Genomic DNA, 21,117 nt, shown 5'->3' with positions numbered 1-21,117 from the left:
TCTACAGCTTCTTCATCATGTTCACCATCGGCATCACCAAGGGCCGCTGGAACACCTTGCTCACCGCATTGCAGCAGTTCAAGGACGAGTACGCCAAGAACCAGCCGATGTGGAAAATCATGCCGGAGTTCTGTCAGAAGCACCCCCGCTACGAGCGCATGGGTCTGCGCGATTTGTGACAGCACGTGCACGAGATGTATGCCAAGTACGACATCGCCATCCTGACCACCGACATGTATTTGTCGGACCTCGCCCCCGCCATGCGCCCATCCGATGCCTATGCCCACATTGCCCAGCGCAAAACCGAGCGGGTCGAGATCGACCACTTGGAAGGCCGGATCACCGTAGGCTTGGTCACGCCTTACCCACCGGGTATCCCGCTGTTGATTCCCGGTGAGGTTTTCAACAAGAAGATCGTGGATTACCTCAAGTTCGCCCGCGAGTTCAACGAGAAGTGCCCAGGCTTTGAGACGGACATCCATGGTCTGGTCGAAATCACGGACGATGACGGTAAGAAGCGCTACTACGCCGATTGCGTCATGGCCTGATTCCCACCCAGACCACAGGTCTAACTGCGAGCCCCTACACTAGTGGGCAATCCTCATAGCCCTGCCCATGAACGCTTTTGTCGACGTCTCTTTTTTTCCGCGTGACGCCAAACCGCTGACCAGTTACCGCAAGTTCTGGGCGCAGCGCTTTGGCACGGCCCCGTTTTTGCCGATGAGCCGCGCCGAAATGACGCAACTGGGCTGGGACAGCTGTGACATCGTTCTTGTCACAGGCGATGCCTATGTGGACCACCCCAGTTTTGGCATGGCCGTGATCGGCCGCATGCTGGAAAACCAGGGGTTTCGGGTGGGCATCATCGCCCAGCCCGACTGGACCAGCGCCGAGGCCTTCAAGGCTTTGGGAAAACCCAATCTGTTTTGGGGCGTGACCAGCGGCAACATGGACTCCATGATCAACCGCTACACGGCGGACCGCAAAATCCGAACCGATGATGCCTACACCCCGGGCGATGTGGGTGGCAAGCGGCCCGACCGCGCCGCCATCGTCTACAGCCAACGGTGTCGTGAAGCCTTTCCAGATACGCCCATCGTGTTGGGCGGCATCGAAGGCAGCTTGCGCCGCATCGCCCATTACGACTATTGGTCTGACAAAGTGCGCCGCTCGGTCGTGGTGGACAGCAAGTGCGATTTGCTGTTGTATGGCAATGCCGAGCGGGCGATTGTGGAGATCGCCCACCGCCTGGCCGTCCGAGAGCCTGTGCAGCAGATCACCGATGTTCGCGGCACCGCTTTTGTTCGGCGCGAAACGCCTGATGGCTGGTTCGAAATCGACTCCACCAGCGTGGACACGCCCGGCCATGTGGAAGCACACATCAATCCGTATTTGATGATTTCCGACCAGGCTCGGGAGCAGGGCGCCACTTGCGCCCGTGAAGATGAAGCCAAAGAAGTGGCCGAAGGCCACAACGCCAAAAACGTCGAAGCCGACCTGTCGGCAGCCGTGGCGCAGGCCCGCACCGTGCAAGCCACCATCCAGCCGCTCAACTTTGTGCCCAACCCTGCTTTGCGTGGCAAAGGCACCCACAAAGTCCCGCCCCGCGACAAAAGCGTGATCCGCCTGCCCAGCTACGAGCAGGTCAAGTCGGATGCGGTCTTGTATGCCCACGCCAACCGTGTGCTGCACCTCGAGACCAACCCCGGCAACGCCCGCTGCCTGGTGCAAGCCCACGGGGAGGGCACGACCGCGCGTGACGTGTGGATCACGCCGCCCCCCATCCCGCTCACCACGGCCGAGATGGACTTGGTGTTTGACCTGCCCTATGCACGTAGCCCACATCCGCGCTATGCCGACGAAAACGGCAGCCACGACCACGCGACCAAAATCCCCGCGTGGGAAATGATCCGCTTCAGCGTGAACATCATGCGCGGCTGCTTTGGTGGCTGCACTTTTTGTTCCATCACCGAGCATGAAGGCCGCATCATCCAAAGCCGTTCAGAAGACTCGGTCATCCGCGAGGTCGAAGACATCCGCGACAAGGTCAAAGGCTTTACCGGCGTCATCTCTGACCTGGGCGGCCCCACGGCCAACATGTACCGTTTGGGCTGCAAGAGCCCCGAAATCGAATCGGCCTGCCGCAAACCCAGTTGCGTGTTCCCCGGCATCTGCCCAAACCTGACCACCGACCATGGTCCGCTCATCAACATGTACCGCCGGGCGCGCAACCTGAAGGGCATCAAGAAGATCTTGATCGGCTCCGGTCTGCGTTACGACTTGGCCGTGCAGTCGCCCGAGTATGTGAAAGAGCTGGTGCAGTACCATGTGGGCGGCTACCTGAAGATTGCGCCTGAGCACACCGAGGGCGGTCCGCTGTCCAAGATGATGAAGCCGGGCATTGGCAGCTACGACAAGTTCAAACAGATGTTTGACAAGTACAGCGAAGAGGCCGGTAAAAAGCAGTTCCTCATCCCTTACTTCATCGCGGCCCACCCGGGCACCAGCGACGAAGACATGATGAACCTGGCCGTCTGGCTCAAAAAGAACGGTTTCAGGGCCGACCAGGTTCAGACCTTCTACCCCAGTCCCATGGCCACAGCCACGGCCATGTACCACTCCACCCGCAACCCGCTGCGCAAAATCACCCGCGACAGCGAAAAAGTGGACATTGTCAAAGGCGACAAACGCCGCCGCCTGCACAAAGCGTTTTTGCGCTACCACGACGCCAACAACTGGCCCCTGCTGCGCGAAGCCCTCAAGGCCATGGGTCGGGCGGATTTGATTGGCAACGGCAAACACCACCTGATTCCGAACTGGCAGCCGCTGGCCGAAGAAGGCTACCAAAGTGCCCGTCGTAAAAACAGCACGGGTGCGGGAGCCAAGTCGTCGGTGTCTTTGTCCACTGCCAAACGTCCAGCGCAACCTAAAAAAGGCCAGCTGCTGACCCAGCACACGGGCTTGCCGCCGCGCCGCAAGAGCTGAGGATGGTCTGGGTCTGATGCTTCTGCGTGAGACTCAGCCGAGCGCCCCCAATCAAGCCGCTGGCAGGGCGCTGAACACCCCAAACTGGCTCGCACTGTAGGCCAATGCGGGGGTGTTATTCCACCCGTAGTCGCGCACCTTGCCCAGCACGATCAGGTGATCGCCTGCGTCCACCAGTTGGTGCAAATCGCAGTCAAACCAAGCCGAGATGCCCGCCAGCCGCAGGCGGTCGCTGTGGTGACGCTCTGAGGGCACACCCAAGAAACGGTCGGTCATGTTGCCGGTGGCAAATTGCATGGCCAGGGCTTGCTGGTCGTGGGCCAGCACGTTGACCATGAAACCATTTGATTCTGTGAAAGCGATCAGACTGCCGGCGGCTTTTCGGATGCTCCACAACACCATGGCGGGGTTGAGCGACACAGAGCTGAAAGAGTTGCAGGTCATGCCCACGTCTTGCCATTCGTGGTGAGCCGTGATGACGGTGACACCAGTGCCAAAACAGGCCAAGGCTTTTTTGTAATCACCCGTGTTTTCGGGGCGACCCGGTGGCGAGTCGCGGTCTGATGCGTAGGGGTCGGTGCTTGGCACGTGAGAGGTCTTGGGCAAAGGCAGGTTCATGGAGGTCATTCAAGAGGGCTGCAAGGCTTGCAGCAACTCGGTTTCGATTTGTATTTGTGCCCGATTGTGTTGTAACTCTGGGCCGCTGATGAGGAAGTTGTCCTCGACCCGTTCGCCCAAGGTGCTGATCTTGGCCAGGTGCAGCTGAATGCCGTGTCGTGCCAGCACCATGGCAATGCTGTAAAGCAGGCCAATGCGGTCGCTGGCTGAAATGCTGAGCAGCCATTTTTGCGCTTTGTCATCAGGACTGAGGCTGACACGTGGCGTGACCGGAAAGCTTTTCACCCGACGGGATACACGGCCGCGCGAAGGCGAAGGCAAGGGGCCTTGTTGATTCAGGGCTTGTGTCAATCCCGATTCGACCATGGTCATGAGTTCACGGTAATGCTCGTGCAACATGGGCGTGACGATTTGGAAGGTGTCTAGCGCCCAGCCGGTGCGGGTCGTGTGCACACGCGCATCCAGAATGCTGAAACCCGACTGGTCAAAGTGGCCACAGATGCGGGCAAACAAGTCGGGTTGATCTGGCGTGAAAACCAAAACTTGCAGGCCTTCACCCACCGGTGAAGGGCGGGCCCGCACGATAGCGCGACTGGGCGAGGCCTCGGGCAGGGCCACATGGCGCGAGAGTTGCCGGGCATGTCAAGCGATGTCGGAGGCATCGTGGCGCATGAAGTAGCTCACGTCCAGGGTGTCCCACAGGGCTTTGTGGCCCTCGTGCGGCTGCGCTTGGCGGGCCAATTCGATCAGGGCTTCACGTTTGCGGGCCTGCACTTCAGTGTTGGCGTCCGGGGCGCTGCCGCCCAGCACGCGCAAAGTGGCTTTGTACAGGTCTTCCAGCAACTTGCCCTTCCAGGGGTTCCACACCTTGGGGCTGGTGCCGCGGATGTCGGCCACGGTCAACAAATACAGCGCCGTCAGATGCCGCTCGTCGCCCACGCATTGCGCAAAGCGGGCAATGACCTCCGGGTTGCCCAAGTCTTCTTTTTGGGCCACGTGGCTCATGGTCAGGTGTTCGCTGACCAAAAACTCCACCAGCTTGGCGTCTTCTTTGTCGATGCTGTGCTGCCTGCAAAAAGTGCGCACCTCGGTGCAGCCGAGCTTGGAGTGGTCACCGCCACGGCCTTTGGCGATGTCGTGGAACAAGGCGGCCGCATACAAGATCCAAGGCTTGTCCCAGTCGCTGGCCAGCTGAGAGCACAGGGGGTACTCATGGGTGTGTTCGGCCATGAAAAAGCGCCGCACATTGCGCAGCACCATCAAGATGTGTTGGTCCACCGTGTACGCATGAAACAGGTCGTGCTGCATTTGGCCCACGATGCGCCGAAACACCCACAAATAGCGTCCCAGCACCGAGGTGTCGTTCATCAGGCGCAGCGCGTGGGTGATGCCTTGGGGTTGCTGCAGGATCTGTAAAAACGTCTGCCGGTTGACCGGGTCTGCCCGAAACCGCCCGTTCATGACCGAGCGCACGTTGTACAGCGCACGCAGTGTTCTGGCCGACAAGCCTTTGAGGCCGGGTGTGGCCTGGTAGAGCAAAAAGGTCTCGAGGATGGCGTGCGGGTGCTTTTGGTACAGATCGTCACTGGCCACTTCGATCAGCCCGGCTTTTTCAAAAAACCGTTCGTTCAAAGGCCGGAAATGGTCAATGCTTTCACCACGCTCTGTTTTCAGGCGGTCTTCGATGTTGAGCAGCAGGATTTGGTTGAGTTGGGTGACTGCTTTGGCTGCCCAGTAATACTGGCGCATCAGCTTTTCACTGGCGCGCAAAGCCAAGCGGCCTTCAGGGGTCACGTCCGAGCTGAAGCCAAAGGTCTCGGCCACGCTGGTTTGCAGGTCAAACACCAGTCGGTCTTCGCGGCGCTTGGCTTGCAGGTGCAAGCGCGCACGGATCAAGCCCAACAAGGCTTCATTGCGCTTGATCTGTCGTGCCTCAAGCGGGGTGGCCAATCCTTTGCGGGCCAACTCCTCCCAGCTGTGGCCGAGCCCTGCAGCGCGGGCTACCCACAAGATCACTTGCAGGTCGCGCAGGCCCCCGGGAGATTCTTTGCAGTTGGGTTCGAGGGCGTAGGGGGTATTTTCAAACTTGGTGTGGCGCTGGCGCATCTCGAGCGTCTTGGCCACCAGGAAAGCCTGCGGGTCTATGGCCGCTTGGAACTGTTGCTGGAAATCGCCAAACAACCGGGTGTTGCCTGTGACACGGCGCGATTCCAACAAAGAGGTTTGTACTGTGATGTCTTTGGCGGCTTCTGCCAGGCATTCACCCAAGGTGCGCACGCTGGAGCCGATGTCCAGACCTGTGTCCCAGCAGCTCCCAATAAAGCGCTCCAACTGCGCTTGCAATTCAGGCGTGTGCTCGGGCGATTGGCCGTTGGGCAACAGCACCAAGACATCGACATCCGAGTGGGGAAACAATTCGGCGCGGCCAAAGCCGCCCACGGCCACCAAACAGAGATCAGGAGAAAAACCGGCGTTTTGCCACAACTGAATGAGCAAACCATCGGCCAAGATGGACAACTGACGCAAGGTTTGCTTGAGGCCCCGGGCGGCGTACCCACTGCTCGCCAAGCTCGATAAGACAGCAGCTTTGTCGTGCTTGTACGTGTCGCGCAGCGTGGCGAGATCGGCCAACGGAGCTTGGTTGGCCATGTCAGGCGCTGACCGTGCCAGACACAAAACCGGGTACTGCGGGTGAACCCGCAGACACGGTCAACACCTCGTAGCCGGTTTCGGTGACGAGCACGGTGTGCTCCCATTGGGCCGACAAAGAGTGGTCTTTGGTGATGATGGTCCAGCCGTCACCCATTTCCTTGATGTCGCGTTTGCCGGCGTTGATCATGGGTTCAATGGTGAAGACCATGCCTGCCACCAGTTGGGTGAGCGTGCCGGGCTTGCCGTAGTGCAACACCTGAGGTTCTTCATGGAACACCTGGCCGATGCCGTGTCCGCAAAACTCGCGCACCACAGAAAAGCCGTGTCCTTCGGCAAACTTCTGGATGGCATGACCGATGTCGCCCAAATGGGCACCGGGCTTGACCTGCTCAATGCCTTTCCACATGGCGTCGTAGGTGAGGGCGGCCAAGCGTTTGGCAGCGATTGAGCCTTCGCCCACCATGAACATGCGGCTGGTGTCACCGTGCCAGCCGTCTTTGATCACAGTGATGTCGATGTTCAACGAGTCCCCTTTTTTGAGAGGCTTGTCGTTCGGAATGCCGTGGCAGACTTGGTGGTTGACCGAGGTGCAAATGGATTTCGGGTAGGGCTTGTAGCCGCCAGGTGCGTAGTTCAAAGGGGCCGGAATGGCCTTTTGAACGTTCACGATGTAGTCGTGACACAGTTGGTCGAGTTCATTGGTGGTGACACCAGGCTTGACTAAGGGCGTGATGAAGTCCAAAACTTCAGAGGCCAGACGACCGGCGATCCGCATGGCCGCAGCGTCTTCCTTGCTTTTGATGGTGATACTCATGTTGAGATTATCCCATTGGCGTGCAATCCTCTCTTGGGCGACTTGACAAGACCCCTTTGGCTTTTTTGAACCCACAAGGACCCTTGAGTGGTACTTCAGGGCTGTGTGGGTTAACCCTGTAACGCCCTGCATGCTGAATGTGTATTCTGTATACAGACATGACACAGAAGACCATCCAACTGGCCACAGCCCCCGATTTGGTGGAGCAGGTCTATGCCCGTTTGCTGGACGCCATCAGCGAAGGCAGTCTGCAGCCCGGAACCCGTTTGAACCAAGAAGAGCTCGCAGCGGGTTTCTCGGTGTCGAGGCAACCTGTCTTGCAAGCCCTGCGCCTGCTCAAAAAGGACGGCTTTGTCGAAGACGCTCCGGGCCGAGGTGTTCAGGTCACCCAACTGGATGTGCATTGGATTGCCCAGGTGTACCAAGTACGTGGCAGCCTGGATGCTCTGGCAGTGCGTTTGGCGACCGAGCGGGGCGCAAAGATCGACCCGGAGCTCATGCAACAAGGCCGAGGGGTCCACCAAACGCGTGATGTCCAGGCCATGATCCAAGCCGATTTGGCCTTTCACCGCGCCATTTACCAAGCCTCAGGCAATCCTCTCATCGCGCAAAGCATTGATCTGCACTGGCACCACCTGAAGCGTGTGATGGGCGCGGTGCTGCAGTCATCCCACCAGCGGCAAACCGTTTGGGACGAACACGACGCGATTGCGAACGCCATTGCGGCTGGCGACGCCGATGAGGCAGTTCGCCTGGTGCAAGAACACACCCAACAGGCCAGCGTGCAACTCACGGCTCGACTTTCAGAGCAAATTCAAAACCTCAAAACAGGAGCACAAGCATGAGACTGACACCCGAACAATTGGAACAATTTGACCGTGAGGGTTATTTGTTTTTCCCCGGTCTGTTCACACCCGAAGAAACCAAAAATCTCACCGATGCGGTGCCCGAGTTGTACAGCCGTCGCGAAGCCTACAACGTGCGCGAAAAAGGCAGCGATGCCGTGCGCACCAACTTTGCGGCGCACATGTACAGCGAGCCCTTTGCCAAATTGGCTCGCCATCCCCGCATGATCGAGCCTGTGCAAGACCTCTTTGGCGAAGCGCTGTACATGCACCAGTTCAAGATCAACGGCAAGATGGCTTTTGAGGGCGATGTGTGGCAGTGGCACCAAGACTACGGCACATGGCTGAACGACGACATGATGCCCACCGAACGGGCCATGAACGTGGCGATTTTTTTGGACGACGTGAACCCCTTCAACGGTCCGCTGATGTTCATTCCGGGCAGCCACAAAAAGGGGGTGGTTGAAGCGAAACACGACCTGTCGACCACCAGTTACCCCCTGTGGACAGTGGACAACGACCTGATTCGTCAATTGGTGCAACGTGCTGGCGACAAGGATGGCGGCATTGTCAGCCCCACCGGGCCAGCTGGCTCGATGATTCTGTTTCACAGCTGCTTGGTTCATGCCTCCACAAGCAACCTTTCACCTTGGAATCGGGTGAGTGTCTATTTGAGTCTGTGCGCTGTGTCCAACCACATACGACGCCACAAACGCCCCGAATACATCGCGCACCGCGACTTCACGCCCATCAGCTGCCTGCCCGACGACTGCTTGGTCAAGACCTATCCGGTGGACTTGCCTTGGAAAAACGGCATGCCCGAAAGCGCTTTGCAAACCTCACTCGAAAAACTGAAAGAAGCCGCATGAACCTGCATGCCAAACTCCTGCAACGTGCAGCAGAAAACCGCCCCATCCGCATCGGCCTGATTGGCGCGGGCAAATTCGGCTCCATGTACTTGGCGCAGATTCCACGCACACCCGGTGTGCACTTGGTGGGCATTGCCGATTTGTCGCCCAGTGGTGCCAGAGCCAACCTTGCCCGTGTGGGCTGGGCGGCCGAGCGCCTGTCGGCCAGCAGCCTGGACGAGGCCATTCAACACGGCACCACGCATGTGGGCGACGACTGGCAGAGCCTGGTGCGCCACCCGGCGGTGGATGTGGTCGTGGAATGCACCGGCTCACCCCTGCACGCGGTCGACCACATTCTGGAAGCCTTTGCACACCGCAAGCATGTGGTCAATGTGACGGTGGAAGCCGACGCCTTTTGCGGCCCCTTGCTCGCCACCCGTGCGCAAACGGCGGGCGTGGTGTATTCGCTTGCCTTTGGCGACCAGCCCGCGCTCATATGCGACTTGGTGGACTGGGCCCGCACCTGCGGATTTCCGGTGGTGGCCGCAGGCCGGGGCCACAAGTGGCTGCCGCACTTTTGCGAATCCACGCCCGAAACCGTGTGGGGCTATTACGGCCTCACACCCGAGCAAGCCGAGCGCGGGGGCCTCAACCCCAAAATGTTCAACAGCTTTTTGGACGGCTCCAAGCCCTCGATCGAAAGCACGGCGGTGTCCAACGCCACCGGTTTGGGCGTGCCCAGCAACGGTTTGCTCTACCCGCCGGCCAGCGTGGAAGACATTCCGTATGTCACCCGCCCGATCTCGGAAGGCGGCGTGTTGGAACGCAAAGGCATGGTCGAGGTGATCTCGAGCCTGGAGACCGATGGCCGAAAAATTCCCTACGACATCCGCATGGGCGTGTGGGTCACGGTCGAGGCCGAGACCGACTACATCAAGAACTGCTTTGAAGAGTACAACGCCCACACCGATCCGTCTGGCCGCTACTTCACCCTCTACAAACGCTGGCATTTGATTGGCCTCGAAGTGGGCGTGAGCGTGGCGAGCGTTGCCCTGCGCAACGAACCCACGGGCGTGGCCATCGGCTGGAACGCCGATGTGGTGGCCACCGCCAAGCGCGACTTGAAGCCCGGCGACATGTTGGACGGCGAGGGCGGTTACACCGTCTGGGGCAAATTGTTGCCAGCCGCCACTTCCAAGCGCATGGGCGGTGTTCCGCTGGGCTTGGCGCACGGTGTCAAGGTCGTTCGCCCTGTGGCCAAAGGCCAAAGCCTGACATGGGATGACGTGGCGATGGACACCAGCACCCACGCCTATAAAATCCGTCGCGAAATGGAGTCCACTTCAGTTCTGGGTTGATCGATGCTGATCAGTCTGATGAAAAAGGCCGTGCTGCTGATGCTGCACGGTTTTTTTTCTTGAAAAAGACAGCCCCACACCTGTCCCTCTCGCCTCCAGATCAGGGTTTCCCCCGTTAAAATACCGCCTCTGCCGGTCAGCCCCAGTCAGCGGCCCCGGAATGACGGTTTTCTGTCTCTTTACAAGGCCACCCCGTGTCCCTGCACATCACGACTTTTGAAGGCGCCAGCGCCCTCAGCGACTTTCGTATTGCCCAGCTTTTGCCACGATTGGCCGCCATTTCTTCGCAAATTCAGGGCATTTCAGCCCGTTTTGTCCACCTGGTCGCCACGACCGCCCCTTTGGCCGAAGCCCAACAACAGACACTTTTCGCACTCTTGGCTTATGGCGAGCCCTATGCTGGACCGGCGGACGGTCCCGTGATTTGGGTCAGCCCCCGCTTGGGCACCGTGTCACCTTGGGCGTCCAAGGCCACCGACATCGCCCACAACTGCGGTTTTGAGGTTCGCCGCGTCGAGCGCCTGACCGAATACCGCTTGGTGATGAAGTCAGGCTTTTTGGGCGTGGCCAAATTAACTGCGGAGCAACTGAGCCAAGTGGCTGCTGTGTTGCACGACCGGATGACCGAATCGGCCATGTCCAGCCGCGACGAGGCTGTTGCCTTGTTCACCGGGCTCGAACCCGCGCCCATGGACCATGTGGACGTGCTCGGCGGCGGGCGTGCAGCATTGGAACTCGCCAATAAAACCTGGGGATTGGCCCTCGCCGAAGACGAAATCGACTACTTGGTCAAAGCCTTCACGGGTTTGCAGCGCAACCCCACCGATGTGGAGTTGATGATGTTCGCGCAGGCCAACAGTGAGCACTGCCGCCACAAGATTTTCAACGCCGAGTTCACCATCGACGGCGTGGCCCAGCCCAAGAGCCTGTTCGGCATGATCCGCAACACGCACCAGCTCAGCCCGCAGCACACCGTAGTGGCGTATTCGGACAACGCCTCGGTGATGGAAGGACACACTGTGGAGCGTTTTGTTGCCAGACCTTCAGGGCAGGGCGCGGCTTACCAAAGCGAACAGGCCTTGCACCATGTGCTCATGAAGGTCGAGACCCACAACCACCCGACCGCAATTTCGCCTTTCCCAGGCGCTTCAACCGGCGCGGGCGGCGAGATCCGCGACGAGGGCGCGACCGGCCGTGGCTCCAAGCCCAAGGCGGGTTTGAGCGGTTTCACCGTGTCCAAACTTTGGGGCGGTCTGTCAGACCAACCGGGCGGTAAGCCTGAGCACATCGCCAGCCCTTTGCAAATCATGACCGAAGGACCCCTGGGCGGTGCGGCTTTCAACAACGAGTTTGGCCGCCCCAACTTGCTGGGCTATTTCCGTGAATACGAACAAACCGTGGACGGCGTGGTGCGTGCTTACCACAAGCCCATCATGATCGCAGGCGGTTTGGGGCAGATCGACGCCAGCCAGACGACCAAGATTGAATTTCCTGCGGGCAGCTTGCTGATTCAGTTGGGTGGACCGGGTATGCGCATTGGTATGGGCGGCAGCGCGGCCAGTTCCATGGCCACCGGCACCAACGCTGCCAACCTCGACTTTGACTCGGTGCAGCGCGGCAACCCCGAGATTGAGCGCCGGGCGCAAGAGGTCATCAACCATTGCTGGGCGCAAGGCGCGGCCAACCCGATCCTGGCCATTCACGATGTAGGTGCGGGCGGTTTGTCCAACGCCTTCCCCGAGTTGAGCCACGACGCAGGTCGGGGTGCGCGATTCGATTTGCGCGCCGTCCCGCTCGAAGAATCCGGTTTGTCGCCCAAAGAAATCTGGTCCAACGAGAGCCAGGAGCGCTATGTTTTGGCGATTGCGCCAGAGTCTTTGGCGCAGTTCACTGCTTTTTGCGAACGCGAGCGTTGTCCGTTTGCGGTGATCGGTGTGGCGACCGACGAGCGCCAATTGGTATTGGAAGACAAGGGGCAAGCGTCGCCCGTTGATATGCCCATGGACGTGCTGCTGGGCAAGCCGCCGAAGATGCACCGTGATGTGAAGTCCGTGTTGCGTCAGTCACCCACCATGGACCTGACCGGTGTATCGGTCCAAAAAGCCGTGATCGACGTGCTGAGCCACCCCACGGTGGCGTCCAAGCGTTTTCTCATCACCATTGGTGACCGCGCCGTGGGCGGTCTGACGCACCGCGACCAGATGGTCGGACCCTGGCAAGTGCCTGTGGCCGATGTGGCCGTGACTTTGGCCGACTACCAAGGCTTTGCCGGTGAAGCCATGAGCATGGGCGAGCGCACACCGCTGGCCTCGCTCAACGCTGCAGCCTCCGGCCGCATGGCCGTGGCCGAAGCCATCACCAATTTGCTGGCTGCACCCATCGAGTTGCCCCGCGTCAAGCTGTCGGCCAACTGGATGGCCGCTTGTGGTGAGCCGGGCGAAGACGCCGCGCTGTACGAAACCGTCAAAGCCGTGGGCATGGAACTGTGCCCGGCGTTGGGCATCTCGATCCCCGTAGGCAAGGACAGTTTGTCGATGCGGACGCAGTGGCAATCTGATGGCCAAACCCACAAGGTCACCTCACCCGTTAGTTTGATCGTCACTGCCTTTGCCAGCTTGAGTGACGTGCGTGGCACCTTGACGCCGCAGCTGGATGCTCAAGAGGCTGACACCAGCTTGTTGTTGATCGACCTGGGCCAAGGCCAAAACCGCATGGGCGGCAGCGTGCTGGGCCAAGTGCTGGCGCAGTTTGGCGACAGCGTGCCTGATCTCGAAGAACCTCAGGCGCTGGTCAATTTGGTCAAAGCCATCAATGCCTTGCGCGCCAAGGGGCAGATCCTGGCCTACCACGACCGCAGCGATGGCGGCTTGTTGGCCACTGTGGCCGAAATGGCCTTTGCGGGCCATGTGGGCGTTGCGCTCAATGTGGACATGCTGGTCACCGAAGGCGATGGCATCACCGACAGCCGCGCCGACCACGGAGACGCCAAGAACTGGGCGGGTCAGGTCAGCGCTCGCCGCGAAGAACTCACCCTTAAAGCGCTGTTCAACGAAGAGCTGGGCGTGGTGCTGCAGGTGCGCACGTCCCAGCGCAACGCGGTGTTGCAAACCCTGCGCGATTTTGGCTTGTCCAAGCACACGCACGTCATTGGCAAGACCCGTCCCGTGCAATCAACCATCCAAAAAGGCGTGGGCGAACTGAGTGTGTGGCGCGACACCCAAGAGGTGTTTGCCGCCAAGCTGGAAGACCTGCATCAGGTCTGGGACAGCGTGAGCTGGAATATTTGCCAGCAACGCGACAACCCCGTTTGCGCCGATGCCGAGCACGCCGCTGCTGGCCGTGTTGACGATCCCGGCATGCATGTGGCCCTGAGCTTTGACCCGACTGACAATGTGGCCGCGCCGTTCCTGAATTTGTCCCGCCCCAAAGTGGCCATCTTGCGCGAGCAGGGCGTTAACTCGCATGTGGAAATGGCCTACGCCTTCCACAAAGCCGGTTTTGAGTCGCACGACGTGCACATGACCGACCTGCAATCGGGCCGCGCCAAGCTGGCCGATTTCAAAGGCTTGGTCGCTTGCGGCGGTTTCAGCTACGGCGACACGCTGGGCGCGGGCATCGGTTGGGCACGCAGCATCACTTTCAACCCGGCTTTGGCTGAGCAGTTCAAGGGCTTTTTTGGCCGCACCGACACCTTCGGGCTGGGCGTGTGCAATGGCTGCCAGATGTTTGCCGAACTGGCCGACATCATCCCGGGTGCCGAAGCTTGGCCCCGTTTCACCACCAACCAGAGCGAGCGCTTTGAAGCGCGTCTGTCGATGGTTGAGGTGTTGGAATCGCCCAGCCTGTTTTTGCAGGGTATGGCCGGCAGCCGCTTGCCCATTGCCGTGGCGCACGGCGAAGGCTTTGCCAACTTCAAGCATCGGGGCCATGCGACGCAGGTGATTGGTGCGATGCGCTTTGTGGACTACCACGGTCAGGCCACTGAGGAGTACCCCTTCAACCCCAACGGCAGTGCAGGGGGCCTCACGGCCGTGACCACGGCCGACGGACGTTTCACGGCCATGATGCCGCACCCCGAGCGGGTTTTCCGCAATGTGCAGATGAGCTGGACCAGCGGTGACATTTCGGCCACCAGCCCGTGGTTGCGCGTTTGGCAAAACGCCCGCAGGTGGGTGGGGTGACCCCTTGATGACATGAAGTCTGATACGCCCCGGCAGTGGTTCCCGCCCTCGCAACTGGCTTTTTATTTTGACCAGGGGGCGTGGTCTCGCGGCACCACTTTGTACCTCCAAGACAAGGTCTTGTCTTCGCAGTTGACGCCAGACGGCGACAGCTGGCGTTTGCAAGGTCAGGTGCAAGGCAACGATGTGCAGCCCTATGCGGTCAATGCCGAGCTGCGTGTGAGTGCGGGCGGCAACTTAAGCGAATGGCGCAGTGGCTGCACCTGCCCAGTGGGGCGCTATTGCAAACATGGCGCGGCGCTGGGCATTTTGGCCTCGATGCAAGGCTTGGCCCTGCTCAATGAATGGGGGCCTGATGGTCCTTCGCCAGAGATGCTGGAGCGCCGTTCTCAGATGGAAAAAGAACGTGCCTTGAGCCATGCCGAATACCAGGTCCGCGACTGGCTGAACCGCTTGGAAAACGCCAATGGCCCGGTCGCTTATACCTTGCCCGGCAGTACGCATGACCAATTTGTGTACAGCTTGACTGTGGTGCAAACCGCTTACAAACCCGTGTTTCACTTGGCCGTGAAACGGGCTTCCCAAAAGCGAAATGGCGAGTGGGGCAAAGCCAAAAGACTGAGCACCGACCCCCCGCCGCACGACCCCATCTGGCAAACCAGCAGCCCATTGGATCGGGATATTTTTGACTTGTTGAAGGCCTGTCCGGCTGCCAGCAGTTTCAGCGCCTACGGTTTTCAAAGCGAGGTCAAACTGCACGGCATGCCCGGACAGCTCCTGTTGAAGCTGTGCAGCCAAACCGGTCGTTTGGTGTCGGAAGATGGCATCGCTTTGCGCTGGCAAGACACCCCAGAAACTTTGGTGGGGTCATGGCACGAGGTCAAAAGCCAAGACCACTTACCCGATGGCTGGCAGTTGCGCATGCAACCGCTGAGCCCAGGTGTGGTGTACGGCTTGAACCAGCCCCCTTTTTTCATGGACAAGGTGCAAGGTCTTTGTGGACCTTTGGACGCGCAGGGTCTGAGCGCCAACGAGCTGCAAGTTTTGTCCAACTCGCCTGTGTTGCCCGAAACTGTGGCGTTCAAGTTTCAAAACCAGTTGCTCGAACTTTTGGGCCCGGTACCTTTGCCGCCCGTTATCCAAAAGATGCCTGAAATTCGAGGGGTCAAGCCCCGAGCCGTGCTCGATATTACGCCGACGCACCCCGCTGATCGGGGTTTGCAGGGCCTGTTTTTGGCCGAATTGAGCTTTGACTACGACGGCCACCTCGGCTTTTGGCCGGGCAACCAAAACCGCGTCATGGTGGGGCAGGGCTCAAAAGCGCGCATGTTGCTGCGTGACCTGCCCAGTGAGCGGCAAGCCTGGGACGCCTTAGCGGGATTGGGCTTGGTCACTTTCGACGCCAACATGCTGATGTTGCCCCCCGAGCATTCGCAGCTGCGCTGGCTGGAGTGGGTCGAGAACGACTTTACATCACTTCGCCAAGCGGGTCTGGACGTGAACCTCATCTCGGGCACCTCCACATGGCTGCGCCAAGCGGACGATGTGCACATCGACTTGTCGGGTGACGGCAAAGCGCCAGAAACCTCTCCCTGGTTTGACTTGTCGCTGGGCATGGACATCGACGGCAAACGGGTGAACATCCTGCCTTGGGTGCCCACAATTTTGACAACGCTCGCGCAAATCAGCAGCGCGACCGCCGAGGGCGAAATGGCTGACTTGCCGCCATTTTTGTATCTGCCTGATTTGCAAGGCGATGGCTTTGTGAAGCTGCCTACAGCGAAAATTGAACCTTGGCTGACCACGCTCATGGAGCTGTTCTCCGAGCGCGGTCGTGATTGGGGTGGCGAGGAACTGCGCCTGTCTCGCTTGGAGGCCTTGAGAACAGCTGCTTCGTTGGGTGAAGGTGTTTCTTGGGCGGGGGCCCAAAGCCTGTTGAAGCTGGTGCAGCAAATGCGTGGCCTCGACAGCCTGCCTGATGCGCCAGTGCCCGCCAGCTTGCAAGCCACATTGCGGCCTTACCAGCAGCATGGACTGAATTGGTTGCAGTTTTTGCGTACGCACCAGCTGGCGGGCATTCTGGCCGACGACATGGGCTTGGGCAAAACCCTGCAGACTCTGGCGCACATCTTGACGGAAAAGGAAGCCGGTCGCCTCACTCAGCCTGCCCTCATTGTGGCTCCGCTGAGCTTGCTGGGCAATTGGCAACGCGAAGCGGCCCGCTTTTGCCCCAGTTTGATCACCCACATCCATCACGGGCTGACGCGTCATGGCGCCGCTCAAGACCTCCATGGTTTTGACATCGTGTTCACGCCTTACTCCTTGCTGCACCGCGACCGTGAGTTGTGGCTGGCCACCGACTGGCACCTGCTGGTGCTGGACGAGGCGCAAAACATCAAGAACGCCAACACCCGTGCCGCGCAAACCGTGGGCGATATTCCCGCTGCGCATCGCCTGTGCCTGTCGGGCACGCCCATGGAAAACCATTTGGGCGAACTGTGGAGCCTGTTTCATTTCTTGATGCCGGGCTTTTTGGGGAGCCATAAGCGCTTTGGTGAGCTGTTTCGCAACCCGATTGAGCGCCAAGGCAACAGCGAAAAAATGGACCAGCTGCGCAAGCGCATCACGCCCTTCATGCTGCGCCGGACCAAAGACGTGGTGGCCAGCGAGCTGCCGCCCAAGGTCGAAACCCTGATGCCCGTACCCCTGCAAGGCCAACAGGCTGACCTGTACGAAACCATCCGCCTGGGCATGGAAAAAACCGTTCGCGATGCCCTGAGCGCACAAGGTTTGGCCAAGTCGCAAATCACCATCTTGGATGCGCTGCTCAAGCTGCGCCAGGTGTGCTGCGACCCGCGTTTGCTCAAAATGGGCGCGGCCAGCCAGGGCAAGCCATCGGCCAAGCTGGAGCAACTGCTCGACATGCTGCCCGAGATGGTCGCCGAGGGCCGCAAGATTTTGCTTTTTTCGCAGTTCACCCAAATGCTTAGCCTGATCGAGCTAGAACTGCCGCGTCTGGGCATCCCCTGGGTCAAGCTCACGGGTCAGAGCAAAAACCGCGACACCATCATCGACCAGTTCACCAGTGGGCAGGTGCCACTCTTCCTCATCAGCCTCAAAGCGGGGGGCGTGGGCCTGAACCTGCCGCAGGCCGACACGGTGATCCATTTCGACCCGTGGTGGAACCCCGCTGTAGAAAACCAAGCCACCGACCGGGCCCACCGCATCGGCCAGACCCAAAGCGTCTGGGTACTCAAATTGGTGGCCCAAGGCACGATTGAAGAGCGCATGCTGGCCCTGCAAGAGCGCAAAGCCCAGCTGGCCCAAGACATGTACGCGGGTGCCGTGCAGCGCAAAGAGCCGCTGTTTGGCGAGTCGGACCTGAACGAACTCTTCAAGCCCTTGGGCTGATCAATGGGCTGGACTGTGCTGTCGAAAGCCTTATTGATCGTGACAGCGGTATCGATGAGTGCCTGCAGTCCCGAGAGGCCCACAGCCTCAACCATCACAAAACCCATGGCGGCCGATACAGCCCGCCCCGCTGTCGCAGGCGCTTGGGTTCCCACCGACGCTTTCAGCCCCGATGTTCAAGAAGCAGCCCGTTTTGCGGTGCAGACCTTTGCGGTCCAAAACAAGGCGAGGGTGCTTTACAAAGACGTGATTCAGGCCCGCCAGCAAGTGGTGGCTGGCCTGCAGTTGGAACTTGATTTGCAAGTGACGCTGGAGGGAAAGAAGCGGCACGCCAAAGCCATCGTTTGGCGTCAGCCTGATGGGGTTTACGAGTTGCAGTCTTGGGCGTGGCAGGACTGAACCCCTCAGAATCAGTGCAGCCCGACCACAGGCCTCGATTTATAAAACTGCACTGGGCTTTCGGGCACGGCGTTGATCACTGACTTTTTGATCTTGCCGACCACATGCATTTCACAGGGTTTGCAGTCAAAGCGCAGGGTGAGTTTTTCCTTGCCATTGATCAGTTGCATGGGCTCAGCCTTCACCGTGCCTTGCACGCCGGTCACGCCTTTGGCCTGTTTGGGGCACAGGCTGAGGCTAAATCGCACACAGTGTTTGGTGATCATCAGGCTCACTTCGCCCAGCTCTTCTTGGCTTTCGTAAGCTGCAGCGATGACTTTGACACCATGCTTGGCATAAAAGTCACGCGCTTTTTGGTTGAACACATTGGCCAAATAGCTGAGGGTGTCTTCGGGGTAAGAGACAGGCGGCTCGAGCGGTACGGCACGTGGCAAGCGATGAAGGCCCTGGATGCGGGCGTCATCAAGTGCCTGGATGGCCTCGCGGCGCAGGGCATTGAGTTGTGAGGGCGGTACAAACCAAGGGCGGGGCAGGGCAACTTGCACCTCCAGCGGCTCAAAAAGGGTATCGCCCAATTTGCCCAAGGCGTTTTTGAGTTTGTCCTCGGCTTGGGCCGCGTCTTTGGGCGCTTGCCAGGCCATGTCCATTTGCGCCGTGCCGGTGTGACCGGCTTCGTCGGTCAGGGTCAGTTGCAGACCGCTGCTGGTTTCAGCCAGCTGCATCCAAACGCCCATGCGGCGTTCGGCCGATTTTTTATCCAGCGTTCGCACCCAGCTCATGTCGCGGTTGCGGTTGATCTGCACGCCTTTGCGCAAGTCCTTGAAGCCGCCCATCGGATCTTTGGGGAACAGTCGCCACACGCTCTTGGTTGTTTGTGCTTCGGCGCGGTTGATCTGCAAACCCACCAGTTCCTTTTGCAGGTCGTAGTAGCACAGGCCATCGCCGTTGTGCAGCTCGGTAGCCGGGTCGTCGGTGGTGATTTCGACGTGCTCAGCCGTGACCTTGCTGACCCAGCCAATCGGCTGGCCGGGGTTTTTGGGGGTATCAAAGGCACCAATGTCCTCTTTTCGGCCCTGCACAAAGTAGTCGGTGAACTCGCGGTTGAAGTTCTGGTTTGGATCGGGCTCAAAACTGAAGGTGGTGCGGCCATGTGACGAGGCCGCCAGCTCGGGACGCTCGTTCAGCACTTCATCGAACAGCTTGCGGTAATGGGCCGTGATGTTTTTCACATAGGCCATGTCTTTGTAGCGGCCTTCGATCTTGAAACTGCGGATGCCCGCGTCCACCAGATCGCGCAGGTTCTCGCTTTGGTTGTTGTCCTTCATGCTCAGCACATGCTTGTCGTGCGCCACGATGCGGCCTTGTGAGTCTTTGACTTCGTAAGGCAGTCGGCAGGCTTGCGAGCAGTCGCCCCGGTTGGCGCTGCGGCCGGTGTGGGCGTGGCTGATGAAGCACTGGCCGCTGTAAGCCACGCACAATGCGCCGTGCACAAAAAATTCGATCACCGTGCGTTCGGTATCGATCACATCCCGGATGGCAGTGATTTGCGGCAGCGTCAACTCGCGGGCCAGCACGATTTGCGAAAGTCCTGCGTCTTGCAAGAACTTGGCTTTCTCAGGGGTGCGGATGTCGGTTTGGGTGCTGGCATGAAGCTGGATCGGCGGCATGTCGATCTCCAGCAACCCCATGTCTTGAATGATCAGCGCGTCCACCCCTGCGTCATAAAGCTGCCAAGCCAGTTTGCGGGCCCCTTCCAGCTCATCGTCACGCAAGATGGTGTTGAGTGTGACAAAGATACGGCTGTGAAAGCGGTGGGCGTATTCCACCAGCTTGGCAATGTCTTGCACCGAGTTGTCGGCCGTGGAGCGCGCCCCGAACGAGGGGCCGCCAATGTAGACCGCGTCCGCCCCATGGTTGATGGCTTCGATGCCGATGTCGAAGGTGCGGGCGGGGGCGAGGAGTTCGAGGAGGTGGGGCTGCATGGGCTGGGATTATCCCAGCTTGCTGGTATCGCGTTGGGGAGCCCTGAAGCGGCGGGTACTGGCCGGGGCTCAGAGGCGCTTCGCTTTGCCACATCGCCCCAGCCTGCGCCCATGCCTTTTGACCAAAGAAGCCCAGAAAACAAAAACGCGACCGAAGTCGCGTTTTTTATCGCCGCAAAGACCAGATCACTGGATCTTGGCTTTGGAGCGAAGACCCTCTTGGAAGTTGCCGAGTTTTTGCTGTTGCAGTTGCTGAGCGATCTGGGGTTTGACGTCGTTCAGTTTGGGCAACTCGGCCTCACGCACATCGTCTACGCGGATGATGTGAAAACCAAACTGGCTCTTCACCGGCGTATCGGTCATCTGGCCCTTGGCCAGTTTCACCATGGCGTCCGAAAACTCGGCCACATAACTGCCGGCAGCTGCCCAATCCAGATCACCACCGTTGGCGCCAGACCCCGGATCCTTGGAAACTTTTTTGGCCAAATCTTCAAATTTGGCGCCTTTTTTGATGTCGGCAATCAAGGCTTTGGCTTCGTCCTCTTTTTCGACCAAGATGTGGCGAGCGCGGTATTCCTTACCGCCATTGGCCGCCACAAATTTGTCGTATTCGGCTTTGATTTCAGCATCCGTGACGGGGTTCTTCTTTTGGAAGTCGGCAAAAAGCTGACGGATCAGGATCGTCTGGCGGGCCAGCTCCAACTGGACTTTGTAGTCCTCAGAGGCGTCCAAACCGCGCTTGCGGGCTTCTTGCATGAAGACTTCGCGGGCGATGAGCTCTTCCTTGATTTGGGCCATGATTTCGGGCGTGATGGGCCGGCCAGAGGCTTCGACTTGCTGTTGCAAGGCTTTGATGCGAGAAGATGGAACAGGCTTGCCATTGACCACGGCCAGATTTTGCGCCAGTGCAGGGACCGCGAGCAGGGCCACCAAAGCGGCGCTGAACAATTGCTTTTTCATGGGTTTTTCCTCAAATACAGAAAGTCGAAATCGGGGTAAAAATACAAAAGAATTCAAAAAA

General features: G+C 59.3%; 11 protein-coding genes and 2 pseudogenes. 8 read left to right on the top strand and 5 right to left on the bottom strand.

Annotated elements, in window-relative coordinates:
• Positions 1–548: pseudogene (locus ABWQ00_RS11330) on the top strand (Orn/Lys/Arg family decarboxylase); the annotation flags it as partial.
• A gap of 67 nt (positions 549–615) precedes the next feature.
• Positions 616–2,985 carry a YgiQ family radical SAM protein gene (locus tag ABWQ00_RS11325; protein WP_353238783.1) on the top strand — a complete coding sequence of 790 codons (2,370 nt, stop codon included), beginning with the start codon at positions 616–618 and terminating at the stop codon, positions 2,983–2,985.
• 51 nt (positions 2,986–3,036) lie between these two features.
• Here ABWQ00_RS11325 and ABWQ00_RS11320 read toward each other — a convergent pair whose 3' ends face one another.
• The 3 genes and pseudogenes from ABWQ00_RS11320 to map form a co-directional block, all read right to left on the bottom strand.
• On the bottom strand, positions 3,037–3,603 hold the full coding sequence (locus ABWQ00_RS11320) for a flavin reductase family protein (protein ID WP_353238782.1): 567 nt from the start codon (positions 3,601–3,603) through the stop codon (positions 3,037–3,039).
• Between the two features lie 9 nt (positions 3,604–3,612).
• Positions 3,613–6,252 (bottom strand): annotated as a pseudogene (locus tag ABWQ00_RS11315) ([protein-PII] uridylyltransferase).
• 1 nt (position 6,253) lies between these two features.
• Positions 6,254–7,201 (bottom strand): type I methionyl aminopeptidase, encoded by a 948-nt coding sequence (gene map / locus ABWQ00_RS11310; protein WP_353238781.1) that lies wholly within the window; start codon positions 7,199–7,201, stop codon positions 6,254–6,256.
• 26 nt (positions 7,202–7,227) lie between these two features.
• Between map and ABWQ00_RS11305 the strand changes: the two genes are divergently transcribed.
• The 6 genes from ABWQ00_RS11305 to ABWQ00_RS11280 all read left to right on the top strand — a co-directional run bounded on the left by ABWQ00_RS11305 (position 7,228) and on the right by ABWQ00_RS11280 (position 18,114).
• Complete coding sequence (locus tag ABWQ00_RS11305; RefSeq protein ID WP_353238780.1) at positions 7,228–7,914, top strand: GntR family transcriptional regulator; 687 nt, start codon at positions 7,228–7,230, stop codon at positions 7,912–7,914.
• Positions 7,911–8,783, top strand: coding sequence for a phytanoyl-CoA dioxygenase family protein (locus ABWQ00_RS11300; protein WP_353238779.1), 873 nt, complete (start codon positions 7,911–7,913; stop codon positions 8,781–8,783). Before ABWQ00_RS11305 ends, ABWQ00_RS11300 begins: the two co-directional genes overlap by 4 nt.
• Positions 8,780–10,123, top strand: a complete 1,344-nt coding sequence (locus ABWQ00_RS11295; protein ID WP_353238778.1) for an NAD(P)H-dependent oxidoreductase — start codon at positions 8,780–8,782, stop codon at positions 10,121–10,123. Before ABWQ00_RS11300 ends, ABWQ00_RS11295 begins: the two co-directional genes overlap by 4 nt.
• 194 nt (positions 10,124–10,317) lie before the next feature.
• Entirely contained in the window at positions 10,318–14,304 is a 3,987-nt protein-coding gene (purL, locus tag ABWQ00_RS11290) for a phosphoribosylformylglycinamidine synthase (protein WP_353238777.1), read from the top strand.
• 12 nt (positions 14,305–14,316) lie between these two features.
• Positions 14,317–17,715, top strand: coding sequence for a DEAD/DEAH box helicase (locus ABWQ00_RS11285; protein WP_353238776.1), 3,399 nt, complete (start codon positions 14,317–14,319; stop codon positions 17,713–17,715).
• A 105-nt stretch (positions 17,716–17,820) separates the two neighbouring features.
• On the top strand, positions 17,821–18,114 hold the full coding sequence (locus tag ABWQ00_RS11280) for a cystatin family protein (RefSeq protein ID WP_353238775.1): 294 nt from the start codon (positions 17,821–17,823) through the stop codon (positions 18,112–18,114).
• Positions 18,115–18,125: 11 nt separating this feature from the next.
• Here the strand turns inward: ABWQ00_RS11280 and ABWQ00_RS11275 are convergent, their stop codons facing one another.
• Both ABWQ00_RS11275 and ABWQ00_RS11270 read right to left on the bottom strand, forming a co-directional pair.
• Entirely contained in the window at positions 18,126–20,096 is a 1,971-nt protein-coding gene (locus ABWQ00_RS11275; protein ID WP_353238774.1) for a peptidase U32 family protein, read from the bottom strand.
• Between the two features lie 186 nt (positions 20,097–20,282).
• Positions 20,283–21,056, bottom strand: a complete 774-nt coding sequence (locus tag ABWQ00_RS11270) for a peptidylprolyl isomerase (protein ID WP_353238773.1) — start codon at positions 21,054–21,056, stop codon at positions 20,283–20,285.
• Positions 21,057–21,117 lie beyond the last annotated feature (61 nt).

Origin of the sequence: Limnohabitans sp. (genome assembly GCF_040400975.1) — a bacterium.
GTDB lineage: Bacteria > Pseudomonadota > Gammaproteobacteria > Burkholderiales > Burkholderiaceae_C > Limnohabitans_A.
Note: the sequence above shows the minus strand (reverse complement) of the source record. Positions and strands in the feature narration are given on the sequence as shown.